The sequence below is a fragment of the Methylocystis rosea genome (genome assembly GCF_003855495.1).
GTDB classification, from domain to species: domain Bacteria; phylum Pseudomonadota; class Alphaproteobacteria; order Rhizobiales; family Beijerinckiaceae; genus Methylocystis; species Methylocystis rosea_A.
In genome coordinates this window covers 2122962-2148098 of sequence record NZ_CP034086.1, presented here as the reverse complement: position 1 = coordinate 2148098, position 25137 = coordinate 2122962, and the positions used below count along the sequence as shown (strand labels likewise).

General features: G+C 61.7%; 22 protein-coding genes. 20 read left to right on the top strand and 2 right to left on the bottom strand.

Annotation, left to right across the window (positions count from 1 at the left end; genetic code table 11):
* Nucleotides 1-126 precede the first annotated feature (126 nt).
* The 20 genes from EHO51_RS10400 (at nt 127) to hypB (ending at nt 21735) form a co-directional block, all read left to right on the top strand.
* Nucleotides 127-1164 (top strand): sulfate ABC transporter substrate-binding protein, encoded by a 1038-nt coding sequence (locus EHO51_RS10400; RefSeq protein WP_164479381.1) that lies wholly within the window; start codon nt 127-129, stop codon nt 1162-1164.
* Complete coding sequence (cysT, locus tag EHO51_RS10395; RefSeq protein ID WP_124738836.1) at nt 1161-2024, top strand: sulfate ABC transporter permease subunit CysT; 864 nt, start codon at nt 1161-1163, stop codon at nt 2022-2024. The genes EHO51_RS10400 and cysT overlap by 4 nt, the downstream gene beginning before the upstream one ends.
* A 10-nt stretch (nt 2025-2034) precedes the next feature.
* Complete coding sequence (gene cysW, locus EHO51_RS10390) at nt 2035-2925, top strand: sulfate ABC transporter permease subunit CysW (RefSeq protein WP_124740111.1); 891 nt, start codon at nt 2035-2037, stop codon at nt 2923-2925.
* Nucleotides 2891-4018, top strand: a complete 1128-nt coding sequence (locus EHO51_RS10385; RefSeq protein WP_124740112.1) for a sulfate/molybdate ABC transporter ATP-binding protein — start codon at nt 2891-2893, stop codon at nt 4016-4018. The genes cysW and EHO51_RS10385 overlap by 35 nt, the downstream gene beginning before the upstream one ends.
* A complete protein-coding gene (tam, locus tag EHO51_RS10380; RefSeq protein WP_124738835.1) occupies nt 4015-4827 on the top strand; it encodes a trans-aconitate 2-methyltransferase in 813 nt (270 codons plus the stop codon). Before EHO51_RS10385 ends, tam begins: the two co-directional genes overlap by 4 nt.
* A 411-nt stretch (nt 4828-5238) precedes the next feature.
* Nucleotides 5239-7788, top strand: a complete 2550-nt coding sequence (locus EHO51_RS10375; RefSeq protein ID WP_124738834.1) for an alginate export family protein — start codon at nt 5239-5241, stop codon at nt 7786-7788.
* Between the two features lie 365 nt (nt 7789-8153).
* A complete protein-coding gene (locus EHO51_RS10370) occupies nt 8154-9239 on the top strand; it encodes a hydrogenase expression protein HypE (protein ID WP_124738833.1) in 1086 nt (361 codons plus the stop codon).
* A 15-nt stretch (nt 9240-9254) separates the two neighbouring features.
* On the top strand, nt 9255-11075 hold the full coding sequence (locus EHO51_RS10365) for a nickel-dependent hydrogenase large subunit (RefSeq protein WP_124738832.1): 1821 nt from the start codon (nt 9255-9257) through the stop codon (nt 11073-11075).
* Nucleotides 11072-11593, top strand: coding sequence for a nitrogen fixation protein NifU (locus EHO51_RS10360; protein ID WP_124738831.1), 522 nt, complete (start codon nt 11072-11074; stop codon nt 11591-11593). The genes EHO51_RS10365 and EHO51_RS10360 overlap by 4 nt, the downstream gene beginning before the upstream one ends.
* Before the next feature lie 21 nt (nt 11594-11614).
* Nucleotides 11615-12238, top strand: a complete 624-nt coding sequence (locus EHO51_RS10355; protein ID WP_124738830.1) for a DUF5947 family protein — start codon at nt 11615-11617, stop codon at nt 12236-12238.
* A complete protein-coding gene (locus EHO51_RS10350) occupies nt 12231-12878 on the top strand; it encodes a DUF6084 family protein (RefSeq protein WP_124738829.1) in 648 nt (215 codons plus the stop codon). The genes EHO51_RS10355 and EHO51_RS10350 overlap by 8 nt, the downstream gene beginning before the upstream one ends.
* Nucleotides 12875-14233, top strand: coding sequence for a hypothetical protein (locus EHO51_RS10345; protein ID WP_124738828.1), 1359 nt, complete (start codon nt 12875-12877; stop codon nt 14231-14233). The genes EHO51_RS10350 and EHO51_RS10345 overlap by 4 nt, the downstream gene beginning before the upstream one ends.
* Complete coding sequence (locus tag EHO51_RS10340) at nt 14230-14718, top strand: hydrogenase maturation protease (RefSeq protein WP_124738827.1); 489 nt, start codon at nt 14230-14232, stop codon at nt 14716-14718. The genes EHO51_RS10345 and EHO51_RS10340 overlap by 4 nt, the downstream gene beginning before the upstream one ends.
* Nucleotides 14719-14888: 170 nt before the next feature.
* Entirely contained in the window at nt 14889-17288 is a 2400-nt protein-coding gene (gene hypF, locus EHO51_RS10335) for a carbamoyltransferase HypF (protein ID WP_124738826.1), read from the top strand.
* A complete protein-coding gene (locus EHO51_RS10330) occupies nt 17252-17548 on the top strand; it encodes a HypC/HybG/HupF family hydrogenase formation chaperone (RefSeq protein WP_124738825.1) in 297 nt (98 codons plus the stop codon). The genes hypF and EHO51_RS10330 overlap by 37 nt, the downstream gene beginning before the upstream one ends.
* Nucleotides 17549-17552: 4 nt before the next feature.
* Entirely contained in the window at nt 17553-18242 is a 690-nt protein-coding gene (locus tag EHO51_RS10325) for a D-sedoheptulose-7-phosphate isomerase (RefSeq protein ID WP_124738824.1), read from the top strand.
* Nucleotides 18239-19381 (top strand): hydrogenase formation protein HypD, encoded by a 1143-nt coding sequence (hypD, locus tag EHO51_RS10320; protein WP_124738823.1) that lies wholly within the window; start codon nt 18239-18241, stop codon nt 19379-19381. Before EHO51_RS10325 ends, hypD begins: the two co-directional genes overlap by 4 nt.
* Nucleotides 19378-20445 (top strand): hydrogenase expression/formation protein HypE, encoded by a 1068-nt coding sequence (gene hypE / locus EHO51_RS10315; RefSeq protein ID WP_124738822.1) that lies wholly within the window; start codon nt 19378-19380, stop codon nt 20443-20445. The genes hypD and hypE overlap by 4 nt, the downstream gene beginning before the upstream one ends.
* A 10-nt stretch (nt 20446-20455) precedes the next feature.
* Entirely contained in the window at nt 20456-20794 is a 339-nt protein-coding gene (locus EHO51_RS10310; protein WP_124738821.1) for a hydrogenase maturation nickel metallochaperone HypA, read from the top strand.
* Nucleotides 20794-21735: a hydrogenase nickel incorporation protein HypB gene (gene hypB / locus EHO51_RS10305; protein ID WP_124738820.1), complete on the top strand. Its 942-nt coding sequence runs from the start codon at nt 20794-20796 to the stop codon at nt 21733-21735. Before EHO51_RS10310 ends, hypB begins: the two co-directional genes overlap by 1 nt.
* 22 nt (nt 21736-21757) lie before the next feature.
* Here the strand turns inward: hypB and EHO51_RS10300 are convergent, their stop codons facing one another.
* Together EHO51_RS10300 and EHO51_RS10295 are read right to left on the bottom strand one after the other, a co-directional pair.
* Nucleotides 21758-22639, bottom strand: a complete 882-nt coding sequence (locus EHO51_RS10300; protein ID WP_124738819.1) for a transglutaminase family protein — start codon at nt 22637-22639, stop codon at nt 21758-21760.
* Nucleotides 22636-25131: a circularly permuted type 2 ATP-grasp protein gene (locus tag EHO51_RS10295; RefSeq protein WP_124738818.1), complete on the bottom strand. Its 2496-nt coding sequence runs from the start codon at nt 25129-25131 to the stop codon at nt 22636-22638. The genes EHO51_RS10300 and EHO51_RS10295 overlap by 4 nt, the downstream gene beginning before the upstream one ends.
* Between the last annotated feature and the right edge of the window lie 6 nt (nt 25132-25137).

The window sequence follows — 25137 nt, the reverse complement described above, 5'->3', positions numbered from 1 at the left end:
CCTTTCGCGGCCGTCCACACTCCAAGCTCCGCTGACGTCACGCAGGCTTGACCCGCGCTTTTCCTCCTTGCCCAATCAGTCTACTCATGCTAGTGACTTTATAGACTATATGGGAGAGGCGTCACCATGAGTGAGAAATTGCGAAAAAGTCTGGGACTTGGAATTTTAGGGGGATTGGTCGCCCTCACGATGCTGGCAAGCGCGCATTCTCTAGCGGGCCAGACGTTCCTGAACGTCTCCTATGACCCGACGCGCGAACTCTATAAGGCGATCAACCCCGCTTTCGCGGCGGACTGGAAAGCCCGGACGGGCGAGACGATCGAACTTCTGGCGTCGCATGGCGGCTCAGGCGCGCAGGCGCGCGCGGTGATCGAAGGACTGAACGCCGATGTCGTGACGCTGGCGCTCGCCGCCGACATTGACGCGATCGCCAGCAAGAGCGGCAAGATTCCGGTCGATTGGCAAAAGCGCCGACCGAATAACTCGTCGCCCTATACGTCGACGATCGTGTTTCTTGTCCGCAAGGGCAATCCGAAAGCCGTCGAGGATTGGGACGATCTGGCGAAGCCCGGCGTCGCGGTGATCACGCCCAACCCGAAGACGTCCGGCGGCGCGCGCTGGAATTATCTTGCGGCCTGGGGCTACGGGCTGAAGAAATTCGGCGGCGACGAAGCCAAGACCAAGGATTTTGTCAAGGCGATCTACAAGAACGCCCCGGTGATGGACACGGGCGCGCGAGGCTCGACGATCACCTTCGCCCAGCGCGGCATCGGCGACGTGCTCCTCGCATGGGAGAACGAAGCCTTCCTTGCGCTGAAGGAATTCGGCGCTGACAAGTTCGAGATCGTGACGCCGCCGCAGTCCATTCTGGCGGAGCCGCCGGTCGCCGTCGTTGACGCCAACGCCGACGCCAAAGGCAACAGGCAGCTCGCGGAAGCCTATCTCGACTTTCTGTATTCGCCGGCGGCGCAGGCGATCATCGCACGCAATTTCTATCGTCCCGTTCATCCCGAATATGCGGCGAAGGACGACGTAAAGAAATTCGCCAAGATCGAATTCATCACCGTCGATAAAAGTTTCGGCGGCTGGGCGGCGGCGCAAAAGAAGCATTTCGCCGACGGCGGCATTTTCGACGACATCCAGAAACAAGAGCTGACAAGGTGACCTCCCCGAGCCTTGTCGGCAAAAACGCTCGGCGCTTCGCGGCGCCGAGCGTCATTCCAGGCTTCGGCCTGACCTTCGGCTATACGCTGATCTATCTTGGCGTGATCGTCCTCTTTCCGCTCGCCACGCTCATCTGGCAGTCATCGGGACTGGGATTTTCCGGGCTCTACGCGATCGCCGCGGAGCCGCGCGTCGCCGCGTCGCTGCGCACGACGTTCTTCATCTCCTTCGCGGCCGCGGTCGTCGATCTTTTCTTTGGCCTCATCGTCGCCTGGGTGCTCACAAGATACGATTTTCCCGGCCGTCGACTGCTCGACGCGTTCGTCGATCTGCCCTTCGCGCTGCCGACGGCGGTCGCCGGCATTTCGCTTGCGGCGCTGTATTCGCCGAATGGCTGGTTTGGCGCGCCGCTCGCCGATTACGACATCAAGGTCGCTTACACCCGCTGGGGCATTCTGGTCGCGCTCATCTTCATTGGCTTGCCGTTCGTCGTGCGCACCGTGCAGCCGATTATTTCCGAGCTCGAAGCGGAACTGGAGGAAGCCTCCGCCACTCTCGGCGCGGGCAGGCTGCAAACCGTCGTCCGTGTGATGCTGCCGCCGCTGGCGCCGGCGCTGCTCACCGGCTTCGCGCTCGCCTTCGCCAGATCCATTGGCGAATATGGCTCGGTGATCTTCATCGCCGGCAATATCGCTTACGTCTCTGAGATCGCGCCGCTGATCATCGTCGTGAAGCTTGAACAATATGACGTCCCGGGCGCGACCGGAATCGCAACGATCATGCTGGCGATTTCTTTCGCCGCGCTGCTGCTCATCAATCTGGTCCAGGCATGGAGCCGCAGGAGATTCGGCCATGTCTGACATGTCTGAGATGTCTGAGATCGCGATCACGTCCAGCCGCCGCGGTCGCGGCGTCAAATTCCGACCGGTCACGCAGGACTCGTCGTTCGCGCGCTATACGCTCATTGCGACGGCGGTGCTGTTTCTCGCTCTCTTCCTTTTTGCGCCGCTGGCGATCGTCTTCGTCGAAGCCTTCAGCAAAGGGATCGGCCCTTTTCTGACCGCGTTCGGCGATCCAGACGCGCGCGCCGCGATCCGTCTGACGCTTCTTGTCGCGGCGATCGCCGTTCCAGCGAATCTTGTGTTCGGGCTCGCGGCTTCCTGGTCGATCGCCAAATTTTCCTTTCCCGGCAAGAGCGTGCTCATCACGCTGATCGATCTTCCGTTCTCCGTCTCGCCGGTCGTCGCCGGCCTCGTCTATGTGCTGGTATTCGGGGGCCAGGGCCTCTTCGGCCCGTGGCTCGCAGCTCACGGCGTGCAGATCATCTTTGCCGTGCCCGGCATCGTGCTGGCGACCATCTTCGTCACCTTTCCTTTCGTTGCGCGCGAACTCATTCCGTTGATGGAGGAGCAGGGCAAGATCGAGGAGGAAGCGGCGCTCACGCTCGGCGCCTCCGGCTTCAAGACATTTCTCACCGTGACGCTGCCCAACATTAAATGGGGCCTGCTGTACGGCGTGCTGCTGTGTAACGCCCGCGCCATGGGCGAATTCGGCGCCGTTTCGGTCGTATCGGGCCACATTCGCGGCTTGACCAACACAATTCCGCTTCAGGTGGAGATACTCTACAATGAATACAATAATGTCGCCGCTTTCGCGCTCGCGGTTCTTCTTGCAGGCTTGGCGCTCGTCACACTTGGGCTCAAGACGTTCCTCGAATGGCGTCACGCTGACGCGCTCTCCGGACGCGCTCGCCGCCACTGAGGGAAGTAAGCGCGGAACGTCCATTCGCATCGAGGGAGTCGAGCAGGACTTCGGCGCCTTTCCGGCTTTGCGCGACGTCAGCCTCGACATTCAGCCTGGCGAACTCGTCGCGCTGCTTGGACCCTCGGGCTCCGGCAAGACGACGCTGCTGCGGGTGATCGCGGGCCTCAATTCTCCCGATCGCGGCCGGATCCTCTTCGACGGCGAGAACGCGACCAATCTGCCCGTGCAGGACCGCCATGTCGGCATGGTGTTTCAGAACTATGCGCTGTTCAAACATATGACCGTCGCCGACAATATCGCCTACGGTCTGAGAGTCCGTCCCAGACGCACGCGTCCCTCGCGGGCGGCGATCAAGGCGCGCGTCATGGAGCTTCTGCAGTTCGTGCAGCTCGACGGACTCGGCGGCCGCTATCCGGCGCAGCTCTCCGGCGGCCAGCGTCAGCGCGTCGCCCTCGCGCGCGCGCTCGCCATCGAACCGCGCGTGCTGCTGCTCGACGAGCCCTTCGGCGCCCTTGACGCGCGCGTGCGCAAGGATTTGCGCCGCTGGCTGCGCGACATTCATAAGCAAACGGGATTGACGACGGTCTTCGTCACGCATGATCAGGATGAAGCGATGGAGCTTGCCGATCGCGTCGTCGTGCTCAACGAAGGCCGCATCGAACAGATTGGCACGCCTGAGGAGCTTTACGACCGCCCGGCTTCGCCCTTCGTCATTTCCTTCGTTGGCGAAGCGGTCGCGTTGCCTGTCACCATCGCTGGCGGCCATGTGACGTTCGGCGGCCGCGAATTGCATATCGACACCCATGGCTTGCGCAGCGGACCGGCGAGAGTCTTCTTCCGCCCGGCGGACATCGCCGTCGCAGCTGAAGGGAGCGGCGATCTTGAAGGACGCGTCGAGAGCCTGCGGCGCACGCCGGCCGGCGTGCGCGCCACGATCGCCATCGACGGCTACGATCAAACGCTCGAAATCGACTCGCCGCTCGAACGTTCAGCTTCGCTCGGCGGCCGCGTGCCGCTTTCACTGGCGAAAGCACGCATATTTCCCGCGGACGAGAATGGCGACTATGTCAACGCCGGAGACGGCATTTGAGCGCGGCGCCCGCTGACGGGATCGCCGAAAGGCGCGCGACAAACGACTGGAATTCGGCGCTCTATCTGAAATTCGAAGCGGAGCGCACGCGCGCCGCCCGCGACCTGCTTGCGCACGTGCCTTATTGCGACACGCAACGGGTTTATGACCTTGGATGCGGACCCGGAAACAGCACACAGCTCCTCGCGATGAGCTTTCCCGACGCCGACATCATCGGGATCGACAAATCCGACAACATGCTGTCGGTCGCCCGCGCGCGCACGCCCACAGCGACTTTTATCAAGGAGGACATCGGGCATTGGCGTCCGTCGCAGCCCGCCGATCTCATCTTCGCCAATGCGGCTCTGCATTTCCTCCCCGACCATCGCGGGTTGATGACAAGGCTTTTGAGTTATTTGCGGCCCGGCGGACGTCTGGCGGTCCAGATGCCGAACAATACGCATGAGCTTTCGCACGCGGCGATGCGCATGGTCGCGGCGGATGGCCCTTGGGCGCCGCGTCTGCTTCCAGTCGCCAAGTCGATCATGGTGCTCGGTCCGCTCGAGGAATATTACAATCTGCTCGCGCCGCTCTGCAGCACAATCGATATTTGGCAGACGGTCTATGTCCATCCGCTCGACGGTCCTGACGGCGTGGTCGAATGGTTCGAAGGATCGGGCCTTCGTCCCTTCCTCGACTTGCTCGATGCAAATGAGCGCGTCGAATTTTTAGCGCGATACAGAGGGAGGCTTGCACAGGCCTATTCGCGGCAACCGGACGGTAAAGTTCTTCTGCGGTATCCGCGCCTCTTCTTCGCCCTGCAGAAATAGGGTGGCGGGCTAGGTCTCTGCTCGCTTTGGCGGCGCCCAATCTCTCAAACTGTGACATTACCGCAACGCTTTCGCTCGATGTGCGGAATGGTCTACTAAATCGATAGACAAAAAGCCAAGGTTTCGCTTTACTGCCTCTTGCGGCGTGGACGGAAAATGGTCGCAGAAGGGCAACCTCTGCGGCCAGAGAGAGAGAGCCGAAATGTCAAAGCGAAAATTAAACGCGTGGGCTGCAGTGTCGCGTTTGCTGTGGCTATTCCACAACAGCGCAAGTCGAAAATCGAGTTGATGCAAACATGAGCTTAACAGATCGACCGTAACGGCATATCCGATATGTACACGGTTTACATATCGGTCCGTCGATCAGAGCGCCAACCGGAGTCCGGGTTAAGCGATACGGGACAAAAGTCGATGTCGACAAGCAAAAACAGCAAGAAGTTAAGAATAGCCGCGTTTGGCGCTGTTGTCGGCGCTGTCCTTAGCGTTCCCGAAATAGCGGGCGCCGAAGACAAAGCGCCCTCGAAGGAAGTTGCGGGAAAAGAGGGGCAGTCGGATGACGGCGCAAAAGCGGCCGCGCCGGAAAAAAAGTCAGTCAAGACGAAGACCGATGGCAAGGGTGTCGCTGCTGGTCCCGGGGCGCCACCGGCGCTGCTGGTGAAGAAGAGCTACTATGTGCCGACGCGCGGCTATCGTTTGGAGCCGCAGCCCGACATTCCGCCTTATGTGCGTAACCTCGCGAACACCTACAAGCAATTCGAAGGCATCGACTGGCTGAACGTCGGTCTCGATTCGCGCGTGCGTTTTGAATACCGCAAGGACGATTATCGGCCGTGGACGAGCACGGCAACCAATCCGCCGACGTCGCAGCGCAAGTATTTTCCCAACTCGCTCTGGCTGTCGCGCACGCGGGCCTATCTGGGCGTGCAGAACATCCTCGATCCCTTTCGATTCGTCATCGAATTTCAGGACTCGCGCGCCTACAACAGCATCTATGAATATCAGGGCCAGGAGATCAATCAGACGGAGCTCATTTCGGGCTATGGCGAACTCTTTTTCAAGGACGCCTTCGGCAAGGACGATCTCGGCAATGATCGGCCGCTGACGCTTCGCGCCGGGCGCTTTCATCTCGAGCTGCTCGACCGCCGTCTGATCGCCGAGAATGAGTTCCGCAACACGACCAACAATTTTGATGGCTTCCGGATCAAAATCGGCAAGAAGGATAATGACTGGGACATTGACAGTTTCCTGATGCGGCCGGTCATTCGTTATCCATATCAGTTCGACCGACCTGACTGGCAGAACTGGATCTACGGCAGCGTGTTCAGCATCCGCCGCTGGTCGGAATATGCGACGATCCAGCCTTATTTCCTGGGCCGCAAGCAATATGGGGATCCGCTCAACGTCTCGAACGCGCTGAAGTTTCATCGCGACACTTATGCGCCTGGCCTGCGCGTCTACGGCGTGATCAAAGATTTTGATTACGACTTCGACATCAACAAGCAGTTTGGCGAATCCGGTGAATTCCGCCAGTTCAGGAATGTCCAGAACGCGGTGCAGACGACAGTGCAGCACGACGCCATCGCCTATGCATTCGAGGCGGGCTACACATTCTCAGATCATCCGTGGAAACCGCGGATCAGCGCCAACTACGCCTATGGCACTGGCAATAAGAGTCCTTTCGATAGCGTCAATCAGACCTTCGACATCTTCTACGGCTTCAATCAGCCGTTCTCGCGCAACGATTATATCGCCTGGAATAATGTCAAAGCGCCCAAGGCGCGCTTGGAATTTTCGCCTTTCAAAGATCTCCGGATCGATACGGCCTTCAGCGCCTATTGGTTGGCGAGCGCCGCCGCCGCTTGGGACCGCGCTAATCTCTTTGCCCCGCTCGGCAACAGAGGCACATTCATGGGCACGGAATATGATCTGCGCATTCGCTACAAACTGAATCAGTTCATCAATTTGACGGCGAGCTACGCGCGGTTCTGGCCGGGCTCCTTTACCTCGAGCTTCGCGCCGCCGGTTGCGCTGCAGCCATTCTTCCCGCAATCGTTCCCTGGGCAGACGACGACAACGAATGGCCTGACCGGGCGGCCGACCGACTTCTTCTATCTGGAAGTCTCCGCCAACGCTTTTGGCGACGGCAATCCGATCACCAAGCCGCCGGGCTCGGATTTCCTCGCTCTCTTCTCGCCTGAGGGGCCTGCGCCGCGGCCTGCGCCGCCGCCAAGCTGGTCTGACGTTTACGTCGGCCTCAACGGCGGCGGAGCTTGGTCGAGCCCGCGGTCGATCGTTCAGCCCTGGCCCTTCGGCGCCGCCGCCGCGAGTCCAGCCGTGGCTGTCAGCGCCACGCCGATCGACCAGACGAACCATCTCGCCGGCTTCATCGGCGGTTTCCAGATTGGCGCCAACTGGAAGTTCGCCGACAGCTTCTTGGCCGGCGCGGAGGCGGATCTGCACGGCGTTTCGGGCAACACCGACACCAGATGGCAAGCGACTCTCGCGCAGGGGGGCGGCAATAGCTTCGCCACCTATGCGCAACGCACCGCGACGCTCAACTATCTGGGAACGATCCGCGGCCGACTGGGCTATCTCGTCACCCCGACGCTCGCCCTCTACGGCACGGGCGGCATGGCCTATGGCGGCGTCACCTCCAACGCCGCGATCTTCACGCGAAGAATTGGCGGAACGAACCAGACGCTCGTCAATCCCGTCTATCAGGACAGCTTGATCGGCTGGACGGCGGGCGGCGGCGCGGAATGGATGTTTACGCCCGATTGGAGCGTTAAGATCGACTATCTTCGCTACGATCTCGGCGCCGCTCAAGGGTTCAATTTCGCGGCGCAGACGAACGGCTTTTACGCCTATGGCGCGTCAAGCTCGACGCGCTTCAATGGCAACCTGATCCATGCCGGCGTCAACCGCCACTTCGATCTCATCAGCATCGCAGAAATGAAATAGGCTCAAGCTGAAGTGCGAGGCGCTGCGTCAGTTAAGGCAGCGCCAGTGCGCTTCTAAGGCGCGCTTTCGTGGGCGCTTCAGTCGCGCTCTCGCCGTCTCGATGGGCAGGATCGACCCGGGTCAGAAATGAAATCGCTCCAGCGCACGTGAGCGCGCGAGCTGTGATTTTGTTCCCTCCTAGGAACATTTCTTAAGTTCCAGAGTTTTCCTTCGGCCGTGACAGGCCTGTACGCCGCCGCGCGCCGGCATGACTGCGTCGCTCGCAGCCAATAGAAGCGCAAGCTGAGCAGGTTGCTCCCGGTGCAAACTTTCCGTCGCCAGGTCTTTTGGTGAAAGGCCAGGTCTTTTGGTGAAAGGATTGACCGATGGCTTCAGACCCCAATCCAGTTCCCAAAGGAAAAGAGCGCCCTTCATCCACGATCGAAGAGCTTGACGTGCTCTGGCTTACGGCGGGACTGAGTTGCGACGGCGACTCGGTCTCAATCACCGCCGCGAGCGAACCGAGCATAGAAGACGTCATCCTCGGAGCGATCCCCGGCCTGCCGAAGGTGCGCTTGCACAATGCAGTGCTGTCCTACGAAGTTGGCGATGACTTCATGAAGGCCTTCCATAAAGGCGCGCGGGGCGAACTCGAAAACTTCGTCCTTGTCGTCGAAGGCTCCATCCCGAACGAGAAGCTGAGCGGCGATGGGTATTGGGCCGCGATCGGCACGGATGCGGCAACCGGAGAGCCAATCAGAACGACCGAATGGATCGACCGTTTGGCTCCAAAGGCGCTCGCCGTAATCGGCGCCGGAACATGCGCCGCATATGGCGGCATTCATGCAATGAAGGGCAATCCCACCGGCTGCATGGGCCTGCAGGACTATCTTGGCGCCGAGTGGAAATCGAAGGCCGGTCTGCCAATCGTCAACGTCCCGGGCTGTCCTGTGCAGCCGGACAATTTCATGGAGACATTTCTCTACCTGCTGCGCCAGCTCGCCGGTCTGGCGCCGATGATTCCTGTCGATGGACACGGGCGCCCGCGCTGGCTGTTTGGTCCCACCGTTCATGAGGGATGTGACCGCGGCGCTTATTACGAAGAAGCCGATTTCGCGCAGGAATATGGCTCGCGGAAATGCCTGGTGAAGATCGGCTGCTGGGGACCGGTCGTGCAGTGCAACGTGCCCAAGCGCGGTTGGATCGCGGGTCTTGGAGGGTGCCCCAATGTCGGCGGCATCTGCATCGGCTGCACCATGCCGGGGTTTCCCGACAAGTTCATGCCGTTCATGGACGAACCGCCCGGCGCGCGCATTTCATCGGTGCTGGTCAAGCCGTACGGCGTGTTGATCCGCAATCTGCGCAAGATCACCAATCACACGCTCAACAAGGAGCCGAAGTGGCGCAACAGGGAGCCCACCTACACCACTGGTTACGAGCCTGATCGGCCGAACAAGACTCATCCACTCTAGTTAAGGATCGCGACCATGGTCGACCTCGCAACCCGTCCTTCGGCGCCTCCGAGCCCCAATAAAGCGTCGCCCAATCTCGTCGAGATGAATTGGGATCCGATTACGCGGATCGTCGGCAGTCTGGGAATTTTCACCAAAATTGATTTCGAAAATCGGCAGGTCGCCGAATGTCACAGCACGTCGTCGATCTTTCGCGGCTACAGCATTTTCATGAAGGGCAAAGATCCCCGCGATTCCCACTTCATCACCAGTCGCATTTGTGGAATCTGCGGCGACAATCACGCGACGTGCTCGGTCTATGCGCAGAATATGGCCTATGGCATCAAGCCGCCGCCGCTCGCCGATTGGATCATCAATCTCGGCGAAGCCGCGGAATATATGTTCGACCACAACATCTTTCAGGACAATCTCGTGGGGGTCGATTTCTGCGAGCAGATGGTCAAGGAAACCAATCCGAGCGTCTGGGTAAAGGCGCAACGGACCCCGGCGCGGAACTCGGACGCGCATGGCTATCGCACGATCGCCGACATCATGACCGCGCTTAATCCATTTTCCGGCGAATTCTACCGTGAGACATTGATTGTAAGCCGCTACACGCGTGAGATGTTCAGCCTGATGGAGGGGCGCCATGTGCACCCCTCCACCCTCTATCCGGGCGGCGTCGGCACCGTCCCGTCGAACCAGCTTTTCACCGAATATCTGACGCGACTCGTGCGCTACGCCGAGTTCATGAAAAAATGCGTGCCGCTGCACGATGATCTGTTCGACTTTTTTTATGAAGCGCTGCCCGGCTACGAGGAGGTTGGACGTCGACGAATCCTGCTCGGGTGCTGGGGCGCGTTTCAGGACCCGAACCATTGCGACTACAATTATAAGCATATGACCGACTGGGGCCGGAAGATGTTCGTCACTCCAGGCGTTGTCGTTGACGGCAAGCTTGTCACGACCGACCTCGTCGACATCAATCTGCAGATTCGCATCCTGCGCGGTCAGTCCTATTACGAGGACTGGGACAATTGCGAAACCTTCGTCAAGACTGACCCGCTGGGCAATCCGGTCGATCAGAAACATCCATGGAATCAGACGACCATTCCGCGGCCGCAGAAGCGGGATTTCGACAAGAACTATTCCTGGGTGATGTGTCCGCGCTGGCTCGACAAGAGCAGCGGAGATCATCTGCCGCTCGACACCGGCGGAGGCGCCTTCGCGCGCCTATTTTCGACGGCGCTGGCAGGGCTCGTCAACATGAATGGCTATGTCAAAGCGACGGGCGACAGCGTGAAGATCAATCTCCCCAAGACGGCGCTCAAGCCGGCAGTGGAGTTTGAATGGAAGGTCCCAAAGTGGAGCAACGCGATCGAACGCAATCGGGCCCGCACCTATTTTCAAGCCTACTGCGCCGCTGCGGCATATTACTTCCTTGAGCAGGCCTTTACAGAGATTCAGGCGGGCCGCACCAAGACCTTTACGCCATTCGAGGTTCCGGACGAGGCGATCGGCTGTGGCTTCCATGAGGCGGTGCGCGGCGTGCTGTCGCACCATCTCGTCATAAGAGACAAGAAGATCGCCAATTATCATCCCTATCCGCCGACGCCGTGGAACGCGACGCCGCGAGACGACTTCGGAACGCCGGGCCCCTACGAGGACGCGGTCCAGAACACGCCGATCTTCGAAGAGAACGGTCCGGACAAGTTTAAGGGCATCGACATCATGCGCGCGGTGCGCAGTTTCGATCCTTGTCTGCCATGCGGCGTGCACATGTATGTGGGCGGCGGCAAAACTGTCAAGACCACGCATTCGCCGATGTTCGGCGCGTCGCGAAAGCCGTCGCCATGAGCGGAGAAGCGCGCGAGACGGAGACGCTGGAGCAGTCGCTGGCCCGGCTGGAAAAGCTGACGGCGACGCTCGAGAGCATCCCCGATGCGACGGGGCGGGAGGCGGCGCGTGAGTTGCTGGCGCTGCTGCTCGATTTGCACGCGCGTTCGCTGGCGCGGCTCAGCGCGATCATTGCAGCATCGGACGATGGCGCGGCCTTACTCGATAGGATCGTCGACGATCGGGATCTTCGGGCGATATTGCTCCTCCACGGGCTACATCCGCAGAGCGTGGAGAATCGTCTACTTGATGTCATCGCGCGCATGCAGCCGCAATGGAGCGCGCGTGGCCTCCATGTGAGCCTCATGAGCGCGAGTAAAGCCTTTGCAATGGTTCAGCTGCAAAGGAATGGCGTTGCTGAGCCTACCGACCAGTTGCGGCTGGAGATCGAGAACGCTCTCACCGACGCGGCGCCGGACCTCGATGATATTTTGATCGAAATGGACATGACAACCCTATACGCCGAGACCGCCGCCTAGAAAGTAAAGAGGCGCGAGAGCATGGAAAGAATAGAATCGGGGAATTGGGCGTCTCGGCTGCGGCGCTTCGTGCGCACGACGGCAGAAGAGCATTGCGAGTTCTGCTCGAAGGCCATCGATTCTCGGCACGCGCATTTGGTCGAGCGCGCGACGCGAAAGTTCTTTTGTGCTTGTCCGCAATGTGCGTTCCTCTTGGGCGGGGGTGAGCGTTTTGCCGCCTTGCGGGCACGCGCTGATGCGCTTCACGACTTCGATCTAAGCGACGACGACTGGCAGGGCTTTCGTATTCCGATTGATCTCGCCTTCGTGTTCCACAGCACGCCGGCGCAGGGTCCCGTGGCGATCTATCCCGGGCCGGCCGGAGCGATCGAGTCTCCTTTTGCCGCCGATGGCTGGTCGCGACTGGTCGCGGCCAATCCGACGCTGGCGGACCTTGATCCGGACGTTGAGGCGTTGCTCGTCAATCGAATGAATGGCGCACGGCAATACTATCTCGTTTCGATTGACCGCTGTTATGCGCTCGTCGGGCTGATCCGAAGGCATTGGCGCGGATTGTCGGGCGGCGCAGAGGTCTGGGAGGCTGTTGGCGACTATTTTACGAACCTGCGGGACGACGTCGAGACGAAGGACAGTGTACATGGTTGATCTCGACTTTCGCATCGAAGACGTCAAAGTCGAGAAATATTCTGCGGCGCCGCTGCTGCTGTTCGCGCTGCATGTCGTAAACAAGACGCCTGACCTGCCCATTCTCAACGTGATGTTGAACTGCCAGATTCGCATTGAGCCTGCGCGGCGGCGCTACGACGGCGACGAGCATGATCGACTTTCCGATCTCTTCGGTCAGCCCTCGCGCTGGGGCGAGACGATGCGGAGTTTCCTTTGGACGCATGCGAGCGTTTCCGTTCCCGCAGTCAATCCTGAGCGTATAGTCGATCTGCCGGCGCCTTGCAGCTATGACTTCAACATTGCAGCGACCAAATATTTTCATGGCCTGGAGCAGGGCGATGTTCCGCTCAATTTTCTGTTCAGCGGCTCGATTTTTTACCGCGACAGCGAAGGTAGGCTGCAGATTGAGCAAGTCGCTTGGAGCAAGGAATGCGCGTATCGCCTGCCCTTAAGCGTATGGCGCGCGATGATGGAGCACTACTATCCGCAGAGCATGTGGCTTTGCCTGCATCGCGACGCTTTTGAGGACTTGGACCGTTACCGGCGCCGGCAAGGACTTCCGACATTTGAACGCGCCTTGCAGGCGCTACTCGAATCCAGCGCGGCGGAGGCGACATGAAACTCGACTCCATCAGAGCGATCGCCAACGCGGTTCTTTACGAGGGCTACATCCTGTATCCCTATCGGCCATCGTCAATAAAAAATCGTCAGCGCTGGACGTTCGGCGGGGTCTTTCCGCAGGCGTTCGATCAGCAGGGCGACGCCTCGCGCATGGAGACGCAGGTTCTCTTGCGGGGCGGAGAGCAGGCGGCGTTGAACATCCATTTTAGATTCCTGCAGGTCATGACGCGCGAGGTTGGACAGCTGGCGACGCCGACGCGAGAGCTTCCCGAAGAGGGCGAGCCGGCGCTGACGCGCGTTCCGAGCCTTCATGTCGACGGCCGGGAGTTGCTGGCCTGGGAGGAGGCGATCGAACGGGAGATCGACTTAGGGCCGCTGCGGCCGGCAGATATTCAAGAGGTAGCGACTGTCTTGCCGTTCCACTTCGAAGGCGCGCACGAAATTGAGCCGGTGCGCGGCGCAGACGGCTGCGTCGCCGCCGTTCTCATTCGCACCTCGCATGAGATCCAGGGCGTGGTTGAGGCGAGGGCGGAGAAGCTCGCGACTGATTTGTGGATGCTGACGATTGGAATCGAGAACGTCACGCCGCTTTCGGGCGCTGTTCGTGATGAACGCGCCGCCGCGCAGCTTCGCGCTTTCGCCTCGACGCATGCGATCCTCACCGTCGAAGATGGCGCATTCGTTTCGTTGCTCGATCCTCCCGACGATTTGCGGGGGACTGCGGCGCAGTGCCGAAATGTCGGCGCCTTCCCGGTGTTGGTGGGCGGTCAAGACAATAGCGCCATGCTGGCTTCTCCGATCATCCTCTATGATCATCCTGCGATCGCGCCCGAAAGTCCTGGCGACCTCTTCGACGGCACTGAGATCGACGAAATCCTGACGCTTCGTATCCTCGCGATGACCGACGCCGAAAAACGCGAGATGGCGTGCGTCGACGCTCGTGCGCGCGCGCTTCTGGAACGCACGCATGCTCTGACCGCCGAGGACATGGCGCGGCTTCATGGCGTCATGCGAAATCACCAGTCTCAGGCCAGCCAGATTGAACCGCCGCCGATGGGCGGGGACCATGAGAAGCCTCGCCTCGTCTCACTGCTGGAGAGCGGACGCAGTCTATGCGTCGGCGCCCGCGTGCGACTGCGCCCAAAATCGGGCGGCGACATCATGGATATCGCGCTCAAAGACAAGATCGCGGTCGTCGAGGCGATCGAGCGCGATTTCGAGGACAGGATTCATGTCGCGGTGACCTTGATTGACGATCCGGGCCGGGATCTCGGCGCGGCGGGCTTTCCGGGACATCGGTTCTTTTTCAGTCAAGAGGAGATCGAGCCGATCGCTGCGGGAGACGGACCATGACGTCGATCCTCGTCGCCTGCGTCGGCAACATCTTCAATGGCGATGACGCCTTCGGCGTCGAGGTGGCGCGGAGGCTTTCACAGGCGAAGCTGCCGGACGGCGCGCGAGTGATCGATTTCGGCATTCGCGGAATCGATCTCACCTACGCGCTGATGGATGGCTACGACGCCGTGATTCTCGTCGATGCGGCGCAGCGGGGGGAAGCGCCGGGCGTCGTCTCAGTGGTTGAGCCCGACCCGATCGCAGCGGGAGACTCGATACCCGAGGATCTGGCGCTTTCGCCGCATGAGCTCGATCCGGCGAAAGTTCTTCGCCTGGCGTCGGCGCTCGGCGGAACTTGCCGGCGCGTCCTGCTGGTCGCCTGCGAGCCGTTGACCTTCGGTGACGACGAAGGCGTCATGGGGCTGAGCGAGCCTGTCGTGGCGGCGGTCGGCGTCGCTGCGGAGACCGTCGAAGAGCTGATTGAGGAGATGATGGCGGCGTAACATAACGTGATCGCGCTCGCGCCGCGCATCGGGTAAAGGGAGAATGTCATGAGCGGATGGGAGATTACAGGCATCGTCCTGGGGCTTATCATCCTCGGACTGCTGATCATGAATGCGAAGGACCTCTGGCGCTATATCAAGATCAGCAATATGTGAGGCTGACAGGGATCATGAGTTTCGCGGCGGTAGAGCCATCGCAGGCGCTCGAATTTCGGGTGCGCGGCCGCGTCCAGGGCGTTGGCTTTCGCCCGACCGTCTGGCGCATGGCGCGTGAATTGGGGCTTGCCGGCGAGGTGCTCAATGACGGCGAGGGCGTATTATTGCGCGTCAGCGGCGATCCGTCGCGGATCGCTGCGTTGCTTCGGCGAATCGAACGAGACGCGCCGCCGCTCGCGCATATCGACTGCATCGAAACGCGGCGCTACAGCGGCCAACTGCCAGTGGAGTTCCGTATCGCCGAGAGCATCGGCGGACCCGCACGCACCCAGGTCGCGCCGGATGCGGCGCTCTGCGGAGCATGCGCGGCGGAGCTGCGTGATCCAAACGAACGGCGCTATCGCTATCCGTTCACGAATTGCACCCATTGCGGACCGCGCCTCAGCATTGTCACGGCTATTCCCTATGACCGCGCGACGACCACGATGGCGCCCTTCGCCTTGTGTGCGGCGTGTGAGGCGGAATATCGCAATCCGAACGATCGCCGCTTTCACGCTGAAGCGGTGGCCTGCCCGTCCTGCGGGCCGACTGCATCGCTGGTTGCATTCGGTGAAGCGGAAGTTCCGCGCGATGGCGACGCCGACGCGGTCGAAATTGCAGCGCGTCTTATCACGCGGGGCGACATTATCTCCGTTAAGGGACTGGGCGGCTATCATCTCGCATGTGACGCAACCGACCTTGCGGCCGTCTCGCGCCTGCGCCGTTTGAAGCGCCGTGACGCAAAGCCCTTCGCGCTGATGGCGCGGGATCTTGCCGTTATCCGTCGCTACTGCGCGATCGACCCGGTCGAGGAGCGCGCGCTCACAAGCGTTGAGGCGCCGATCGTGCTGCTGCGCGCGACAGGTCCGCAGCATTTGCCTGAGGCCGTTGCGCCTGGACTTGCCACACTCGGCTTCATGCTGCCGACGACGCCGCTGCATCTGCTATTGATGGATCAGTTCGATCATCCGCTCGTGATGACGAGCGGCAATATCTCGGACGAGCCCGCCGTCGTCGATGACGCGGAGGCGTACCGACAGCTTGCCGAAATCGCCTCCTTCGCATTGACGCATGATCGTGACATCGCCAATCGGGTCGATGACTCGGTCGTGCGGGTCATGGCCGGGCGATCGCGCGTTCTTCGCCGCGCCCGCGGCTACGCGCCCGCGCCGCTGCGCTTGCCGAGCGGCTTTGAGAAGGCGCCCGACCTGTTGGCGATGGGCGGGGAGCTGAAGGCGACCTTCTGCCTGGTCAAGGACGGTCAGGCGATCCTGTCGCAGCATCAGGGCGATCTCGAGAATGCGGCGACGCTAGATGATTACAAAAGGAATCTGGCGCTCTATCGGAGCCTGTTCGATCATGCGCCCTCGGCGATCGTCGTCGATCGGCATCCGGAATATTTGTCGTCGAAAATCGGACGTGCGGCGGCCGACACACGGGCTTTGCCTTTGATTGAAGTTCAACACCATCACGCCCATATCGCCGCCTGCTTTGCTGAGAATGGCCGGCCGCTCGATGCGGTGCCAGCGCTCGGGATCGTGCTCGACGGCCTAGGCTTTGGCGATGACGGGACGATATGGGGCGGAGAATTCCTGCTCGCCGACTATCTTGGCTACGAGCGGCTCGCGCGGTTGAAGCCGGTCGCCATGCCTGGCGGGGCACAGGCGGTGCGCCAACCATGGCGAAACCTCTATGCGCATTTGAAGGCGGCGGGCGATTTCGATGCGACGCCTTCTGCGTCGGGCGATTGGAGCGCCTTGAACGGCAAACCGCTAGCGACGATCGACCGGATGATCGCGCAAGGCCTCAATTCGCCGTTAGCCTCGTCTTGCGGACGGCTCTACGATGCGGCCGCCGCCGCGCTCGGCGTCTGCGCCGACCGTCAGGCCTATGAAAGCGAAGCGGCCGCGCGGCTCGAGGCGCTTGCGGCCGCGGCGCCAAACGAGACGCGCGGCTATGCGCTTAGGATTTCCGAGCCCGCGCTCATCGACATCGACGCGGCGCCGATGTGGCGCGCAATTCTCGATGATTTTCGGCAGGGCGTTTCGGCGCAGACCATTGCGCGCCGTTTTCACCTCGGTCTGGCGCAGTCAATCACTGAAGTCGCCGTGCGGCTGGCGGCTGCGCGAGGATTCGAAACGGTGGCGCTGTCGGGCGGCTGCTTCCAGAACCGCCTGCTTTTTGAAGGTGTCCACGACAGATTGTGCGAGGCTGGCTTCACGGTGCTCACCCATGCTGACGCGCCCGCCAATGATGGCGGGCTCTCGCTGGGTCAGGCCGCCATCGGCGCCGCGCATCTGATGAGAACGGACATGACAAGAGATGGAAAGGACGGCGCATGTGTCTCGGCATTCCCGGCTGCATCGTTAGCATAGACAATGCCGACGATCTCGTCGCGACCGTTGACGTGAGCGGGGTGCGCCGGCAGATCAACATCAGCTGCATCGTGGATGAAACGCATCCTGTCGAGTCCTGTGTCGGCGATTGGGTTCTCGTCCATGTCGGTTTCGCGATGAGCCGGATCAATGAGGCGGAGGCTGCGGAGACGCTCAGATTGCTGCAAGAGCTTGGCGAACTCCAAGCCGAACTTGAGACTATGCAAACGCTCACCGACGCCGTCGCGGCGGAGAAATAGGATCATGACCAGCAAGAGCGCATTGGAGGTCCTTTATCCGTTCCTGCATGGCAAGGAGCAGGATCCCGCCGCCGTTGACGCGAGCCTGATGCAGTCGATTGCCGAAAAGGCGCGGGAGTCGCGCGAGACCAGCGTGAGATTTTTTGGCGAGCAGGCGCCCGTCCTACTCGACGCGGCGAAGGCGCTTGCCGGCGTCTATCGACGCGGCGGCCGGATGTTCACCATGGGCAATGGCGGCTCGAGTTGCGACGCCTCGCATGTGGCCGTCGAGTTTCTCCATCCGATCACCGCTGGCCGGCCCGCGCTTGCCGCGATAAATCTCACCGCCGACGTGGCGATGACGTCCGCGGTCGGCAATGACGTGGGCTTCGAGCACATTTTCGTGCGCCAGATCATCGCTCATGGCCGGGCGGGAGACGGGCTTGTTGGCCTCTCCACCAGCGGCAATTCGGCAAACCTGATCGCCGCCTTCGTGAAGGCGAGAGAAATGGGTCTGACGACGATTGGCTTTAGCGGCGGCGACGGCGGCAAGATGGCGTTGGGGGCCTGCGATCATTGTCTTGTCGTGCCGACGACGTCCGTCCATCGCATCCAGGAATGTCACGTCGCCGCCTATCACATTCTCTGGGACCTGGTTCACACGCTGCTCGCCGACGATCGCGGCTCGTCTATAAGCAAGGATGTCGCGGCATGAGATATGTCGACGAATTTCGTGATCGGGCCAAGGCTGACATTCTGGTCAAGGAGATTGAGCGCCTGCTTGCGCGAATGAAGCGCGACGAAAGTCGGCCGCTGCAGATCATGGAAGTGTGTGGAGGCCACACGCATTCGATCTTCCGCTACGGCGTCGAAGGCATGCTGCCGAAGTCCATTGAGCTGGTGCATGGACCCGGCTGTCCAGTGTGCGTTCTGCCGATGGGACGCGTCGACGATTGCGTCGCCATCGCCGAGCGGCCGGAGGTGATCTTCACCACCTTCGGCGACGCCATGCGCGTGCCGGGCTCACGCAAGAGCCTGCTGCAGGCGAAGGCCGACGGCTGTGACGTGCGCATGGTCTATTCGCCGATGGATGCGCTGGCGCTCGCGCGTAAAAATCCCGCGCGCGAGGTCGTTTTCTTCGGCATCGGCTTCGAGACTACCATGCCGTCGACGGCGTTGACCGTGCTGCAGGCGGAGCGCGAAGGGATCAAGAACTTTTCGATCTTCTGCAATCACATCACCATCGTTCCGACCATCAAGGCGATTCTCGACAGCCCGGATCTGCGGCTCGACGGATTTCTGGGGCCGGGCCATGTGTCCATGGTGATCGGCGATGCGCCTTATGAATTTATCGCGTGTTACTACAAGAAGCCGATGGTGATCGCGGGGTTCGAGCCTCTCGACATTTTGCAGTCGATCTGGATGTTGCTGAGGCAAATCGACGAGGGACGCTGCGAGATCGAAAATCAATATGCGCGCGTCGCGCCAGCAGGGGGCAACGCCGTGGCGCTGCAGGCGGTTGCGCAGGTCTATGAACTGCGCGAATTCTTCGAATGGCGCGGGCTCGGCTCCATCGATCACTCTGGCGTCAAAGTGCGCGACGCCTATGCGGGCTTTGACGCCGAGCGGAAATTCGCCGTGCCCAATGCAAGAATCGCCGATCCAAAATCCTGCCAGTGTGGCGAGGTCCTCAAGGGCGTCATCAAGCCGTGGCAGTGCAAGGTGTTCGGCGGCGCCTGCACGCCGGAGACGCCGCTCGGCGCGCTTATGGTGTCGTCCGAGGGCGCATGCGCGGCCTATTACCAATATGGCGGCATAAAGCGGGGCCGCGACGACGAGGCGAGCGCCGCATGAACATGGTTTCCATCCCACCCCGACGTGCGCGCGGCAAGGTGCATGTGCCGACCGTCACGCTGGCGCATGGCGGCGGCGGCAAGGCGATGAAGGATTTGATCGACGACGTCTTTGTCTCGGCCTTCGACAATCCGCTGCTGTCGCCGCTCGACGATTCTGCGCGGATGGATCTCTTGGACCTTGCGCAATATGGCGACCGGCTGGCCTTCACGACCGACTCATTCGTCGTCGACCCGCTGGTGTTCCCCGGCGGCGACATCGGCAGGCTTGCGGTCTGCGGCACGGTGAACGACCTCGCGGTAGGCGGCGCGCTTCCCCTCTATCTCTCTTGCGCCGTCATTATCGAGGAGGGCGTCTCGATCGATTTTCTGCGACAGATCGCAAGGTCTATGGCGGCGACGGCGCAGGAAGCCGGGGTGAAGATCGTCACCGGCGACACCAAGGTCGTAAACAAGGGCGCCTGCGACCAGATGTTCATCACCACGACCGGCGTTGGCGTCGCCGCCGCCGGCGTCGAGCTTGGCGCGCATCGCGCAAGACTGGGCGACGCCGTGCTGGTCAACGGGCTCCTCGGCGATCACGGCGCCGCAATTCTTGGCGCGCGCGGCGACATGGCGTTGCAGTCGCCGATCGAGAGCGACTGTGCGCCGCTGCAGGGTCTTATTGCAAGCCTGCTCAATGCGGCGCCGAACACGCGGTTCATGCGCGATCCGACGCGCGGCGGAGTCGCGACCGTGCTCAATGAAATCGCCGAAGCGGCACAGATCGCCATAGACATTGACGAGGCGGTCACGCCGCTTCGCGACGAGGTGCGCGGCTTTTGTGAGATTCTCGGCCTCGATCCGCTCTATCTCGCCAATGAGGGGAAGATCGTCGCAATTGTCCCGCCCGATGAGGCCGAACCGGCGCTCGAAGCCATGCGGGCGCATCCGCTGGGCCGACAGGCGGCGATCATCGGCAATGTCGTCGCGGGCGAGTCGGGCCGCGTCACCATGCGCACGATTTTCGGTGGCCGGCGCATCGTCGACATGCTGGTCGGCGAGCAACTGCCGCGCATCTGCTAAAGGAGCCGACGTGCACGAACTCTCGATCGTTTGCAGCATCATCGAACTGGCGTCGCAAGCCGCGCAAGGGCGTAGCGTGCGCCGCGTGACGCTCGAGATCGGCAAATTGTCGGGCGTCGAGCCGCAGGCCGTCGCGTTCTGTTTTCCGGAAGTCGCCCGAGGCACGCCGGTTGAAGACGCGACGCTGGACATCCGCGAAGTCGACGCCGAGGCGCGCTGCGATGTTTGCGGCGCGGAATTTCCCACGCCGGACATGCTTTCGGCGTGTCCTTGCGGCTCTCGCCAATTCCAGCGCCTGCGTGGCGAAGAGTTGAACATCAAAAGCATCGAAGTCGAAGAGGCTGCATAATGTGCACGAGCTGCGGCTGCCAAGGGCAGGGCACCACGATGACCAATCTGCAGACCGGCGCGCGCGCGGAGATCGCGGCGCCGCCCGAGCATGATTCGTTCGGCGATGGCCATTCGCATGGGGACCATGGCCACGGTCATCTTCATGGCGAACAACAACATGCTCATGATCATCATCACGGGCGCGAGCATGGCCATGCGCATGGGCATGATCACAGCCACGCGCATTCGCACGATCACGGCGATCACGATCACGCTCACGAGGATTCCCACCGGCGCCTCGAATTGGAGACGCGCATTCTCGCGAAGAACGACGCGATCGCCGCCAAATGTCGGGCATGGCTCGCGGGTCGCGAGATCGTGGCGCTCAATCTCGTCAGCTCGCCCGGCGCGGGAAAGACGACGCTGCTGGAGCGCGCCATCGCGGACCTCTCAGGCGAACTGCCGCTGTTCGTCATCGAGGGCGATCAGGCGACGTCGAATGACGGCGAACGCATTCGCGCCGCGGGCGCGCCGGTGGTTCAGGTCAACACCGGCACGGGATGCCATCTCGACGCGGAAATGATCGCGCGCGCGCTTTCCGAACTCAAGCCGAGCGTCGCTTCGCTCGTCTTCATCGAAAATGTCGGCAATCTCGTCTGCCCGGCGCTGTTCGATCTCGGCGAGCACGCCAAGGCGGTCATCTTTTCGACGACGGAAGGCGAAGACAAGCCGCTCAAATATCCGCATATGTTCAGCGCCGCGAAGCTCGTCATCTTTAACAAGATCGACCTTCTGCCGCATCTGGATTTCTCTATGGAGCTGGCGCGAGACAATGTTCTCCGCGTCAATCCGGATGCTGAAATCATTGAAGTCGCCGCCAAGACCGGCGCGGGCATGCAGACGCTTTACGACTGGATTCGCGCGCAGATGGCAGCGGCGAAGGAACCGGCTCTTTTGTAAAGACAGGGTAAAGGTCGCGCTGCTAAATCGCTGCTTCCTTGACGTCGACGCTGACATCCAAATCTTGATCGCCGGCGCCGATAATCACCCCGTCGATCGGCGAAACATCCGCATAGTCGCGTCCGATGGCGATGGCGATATGGTCGTTCCCAACGACGATCGCGTTCGTCGGATCAAGGTCGAAGAAGCCAAATTCCGGCCCGCACCAGACAGACACCCACGCATGGGTTGAATCGGCGCCTTCCAGCCGCGCCTGGCCTGGCGCTGCGAAAGTTCGAAGATAGCCGCTGACATAGGACGCCGCCAGGCCAAGCCCGCGTAAAGCCGCGATCATGATATGCGCGAAATCCTGGCAGACGCCGCGACGGCGTTCGAACGCCTGGGCGATCGGCGTCGCGATATGCGTCGCATCCGGATCGTAGGCGAAGTCGGCGTGGATGCGCTGCGTTAGTTCGATTGCGCCTTCGAGAATGGGTCGACCCGGCGAAAAGCTTTTGCGCGCATAATGCGTCGCTGCGTCGAACAGCGGCGCAAAGCGGCTTGCATAAATGTAATGGGCGGGAGAGGAGGCTGCGAGCGAGTCGGACGCGTAAGCGGCGTTCCTCACGATTTCCCATGCCGGCGTCAGCGCCGGCGCAGGCGGGGGCGCCCGTTCGACCGCGACGCGCGCAGCAAGGGCGATTTGCAGTCTCGTATGAGGCTTGAGAATGCGCGCTTCGCAGATCCGGTTGCCGTGAAAGTCGATTCTTTCATGGAGGATTTCGGCTGATGGCGACAGCTCAATTCGGTGGGACAGCACGGTTTGGCCGCGATCGTTTCGCGGGATCAGGCGCATGGCGCAGCGCGCCGAGGCGACCGGCGCGTCATATTTGTAGATCGTGCGATGGGCGATATCGTAAATCACGCGATCCGCGACGGCTGAGAATTTGCTGCGCCATCGGCGCCATGCGTGAAATAGCGCTCGGCGATTTTGTCGGCGAGAGACATCAGGCGTTGCTCAAACCCAAGAATGATCGCGGCGTCCAAGCGGCGCGCATCTTCCGACTCGAGTTCGGCGCGCAGCTTGACGGAAAGTCGCCGCGGCGGCTCCATGACGCCGTCGTCGCGCAGATTCGGCAGCGCCGCGAGATGTTCGTCGATACGCATCGCCTGGAAGAGGACGGATCGCGGATTGAACGGATCGAGCATGGCCATGTCGAGGACCGGCGCCAGCGCGGCGCCGGCGATGTAGCGGGAGCGATAGGTAATCTGCGAATCGAGCAGATCGAGCAGAGCGTCCAACGTCTCGACCGTCGCATCGTCGCCGGCAAATTGCCGGGCGAAGCGGCACGTCCCGATGGCGCGTTCGATTCTGCGTCCGAGATCGATAAAGCTCCAGCCGGCGACGCGATTGAAATTTTCGTCGATCAGTCCGGACAAAGCCGCCAGCGTATGGAGCGAACGCTCCACAATCTCGAGCGCCTCGGGCTCGGTTATCGCGGCGGCGCCGGCGCGCGTCAGGCGTGTCTCGATACGTCCGATGAGTTGCCAGACATCTTGGGACAAGCGCTCGCGCACGATCGAGGCTGCGCGTCTTGCATAGCGCACGACAGAAAGCGCTGAACCGTAATTGTCGGCGCCTGCGGCCGCCGCCCATGCGATCTGCGTCGGGTCCATGTCCGGCATGTCTTCGGGGGCGGCGCCCCAGGCGATCAGCAGTCGCGCAAGCCGTTCGATCGACTGGCGCCCTTGCAGATCGATGTGCTGGAGTTCGCCCAGCCGTGCCCCGAGCGACCGCACGACGCGCAATGTCGCTTCGGCGCGCTCGAGATAGCGTCCCATCCAGAAAAGATTATCAGCGGCGCGGCTCGGTAGATTGCCGAGCGCGCGCACGATCGGCGGATCCTCGTCGGACGGCAGCAGCGTCGACCATTCAATCGGATGGCTTGTCAACACCCAGACGTCGCTCGACTGCGCGCCGGCGTCCATCGACACGGCGCGCGCATTAAGCCGGTTGGAGACTCGGCAGAATCCGCCGGGCATCACCGTCCAACCGTCAACCGTCGCGGCGGCGAACACACGCAAGGCGAAAGGTCTCGGCGTCAGCCTGCCCTCGGCCCAGGCTGGCGTCGTGGAGAGATTGACAGGTTCCTGAGCGACATAGTCGACGCCGCGCTGATTGATGGCGTCGATCAGACGCGCGCGCTCCTCGCTGGAGAGCGCATGACCGAGCGCCTCACGACGTTCGCCAAATCCCGGGAGCCTGTCGCTGAACGCCCCGCTGATCGCGTAGGCGCTCAAGGTCTCGACAACTTGATCGCGTTCGCTTTCGCGTCCGCACCACCACGTCGCGACATTGGGAAGTTTGAGGCTCTCGCCGAGCAGGCGTTGCGACAGCTCCGGCAGGAAACTCATCAGCGCGCGCGATTCGATGAGACCGGCGCCGGGCATGTTCGCCACGACAACGGCGCCGCGACGGATGGCTTCGAACATCCCGGCGACGCCCAGACGCGACGCGGCATTCTGCTCCAGCGGGTCGCACCAGTCAGCGTCGACGCGACGCCAAATCGCATCGGCGCGCTTCAAGCCGGCGATGGTGCGCACATGCAGCTTGCCATCGCTCATGACGAGATCTTCGCCTTCGATCAGCGTAAGGCCGAGATAGCGGGCGAGATTCACCTGTTCGGAATAGGTCTCGCTCCAAGGGCCAGGCGTCAGCAGGCAGATGCGCGGATCAACGCGTTGCGCGGCGCCGGAAAGGCTCGCACGGAATTCTCGGAAAAACGGCGCGAGGCGCTCGACGTTCATGTCTCGATAGAGACTCGGCAGCGCGCGCGACAGGATCATCCGATTTTCTAAGGCGTAACCAGCTCCCGAAGGCGCCTGCGCGCGATCGCCGAGCACCCGCCAGGCGCCATCGGGCCCGCGCCCGATATCGGCGGCGTAAAAGCGAAGCCAGCGTCCGCCGGGCGGCGCGACTCCGCACATCGGTCGAATGAAGTCCGGCGATCCCGTTATGGCTGCGGCCGGCAGGGCGCCCTCAGCGACAAGCCGCGCCTCGCCGTAAACGTCATGCAGGATCTGATCGAGAAGTTCTGCGCGCTGTGCGACCCCAGTCGCAATATCGCGCCATTCTGATTCCGGGATCAGAAGCGGCAAACGCCCTAACGGCCAACTGCGCTCCTTGGCCTCTCCGTGGACCCGGTAGGAAATTCCCATGTCGTCGATGCGGCGGCCGGCCGCGGCGAAGCGTTGCTCAAGGCCGATATCGCCGAACGCGGCGAGCGATTCGAGGAATTGGAGCCAGTGCGCACGCGGACGTCCATCTGGGTTCAGAAGCTCATCCGGCGCGTCGCGCATCGGCGCATATTGAGCGATCCAGGCGGCAACGCGCTGCGACGCCTTGTCCGTTTCCATGGGGCG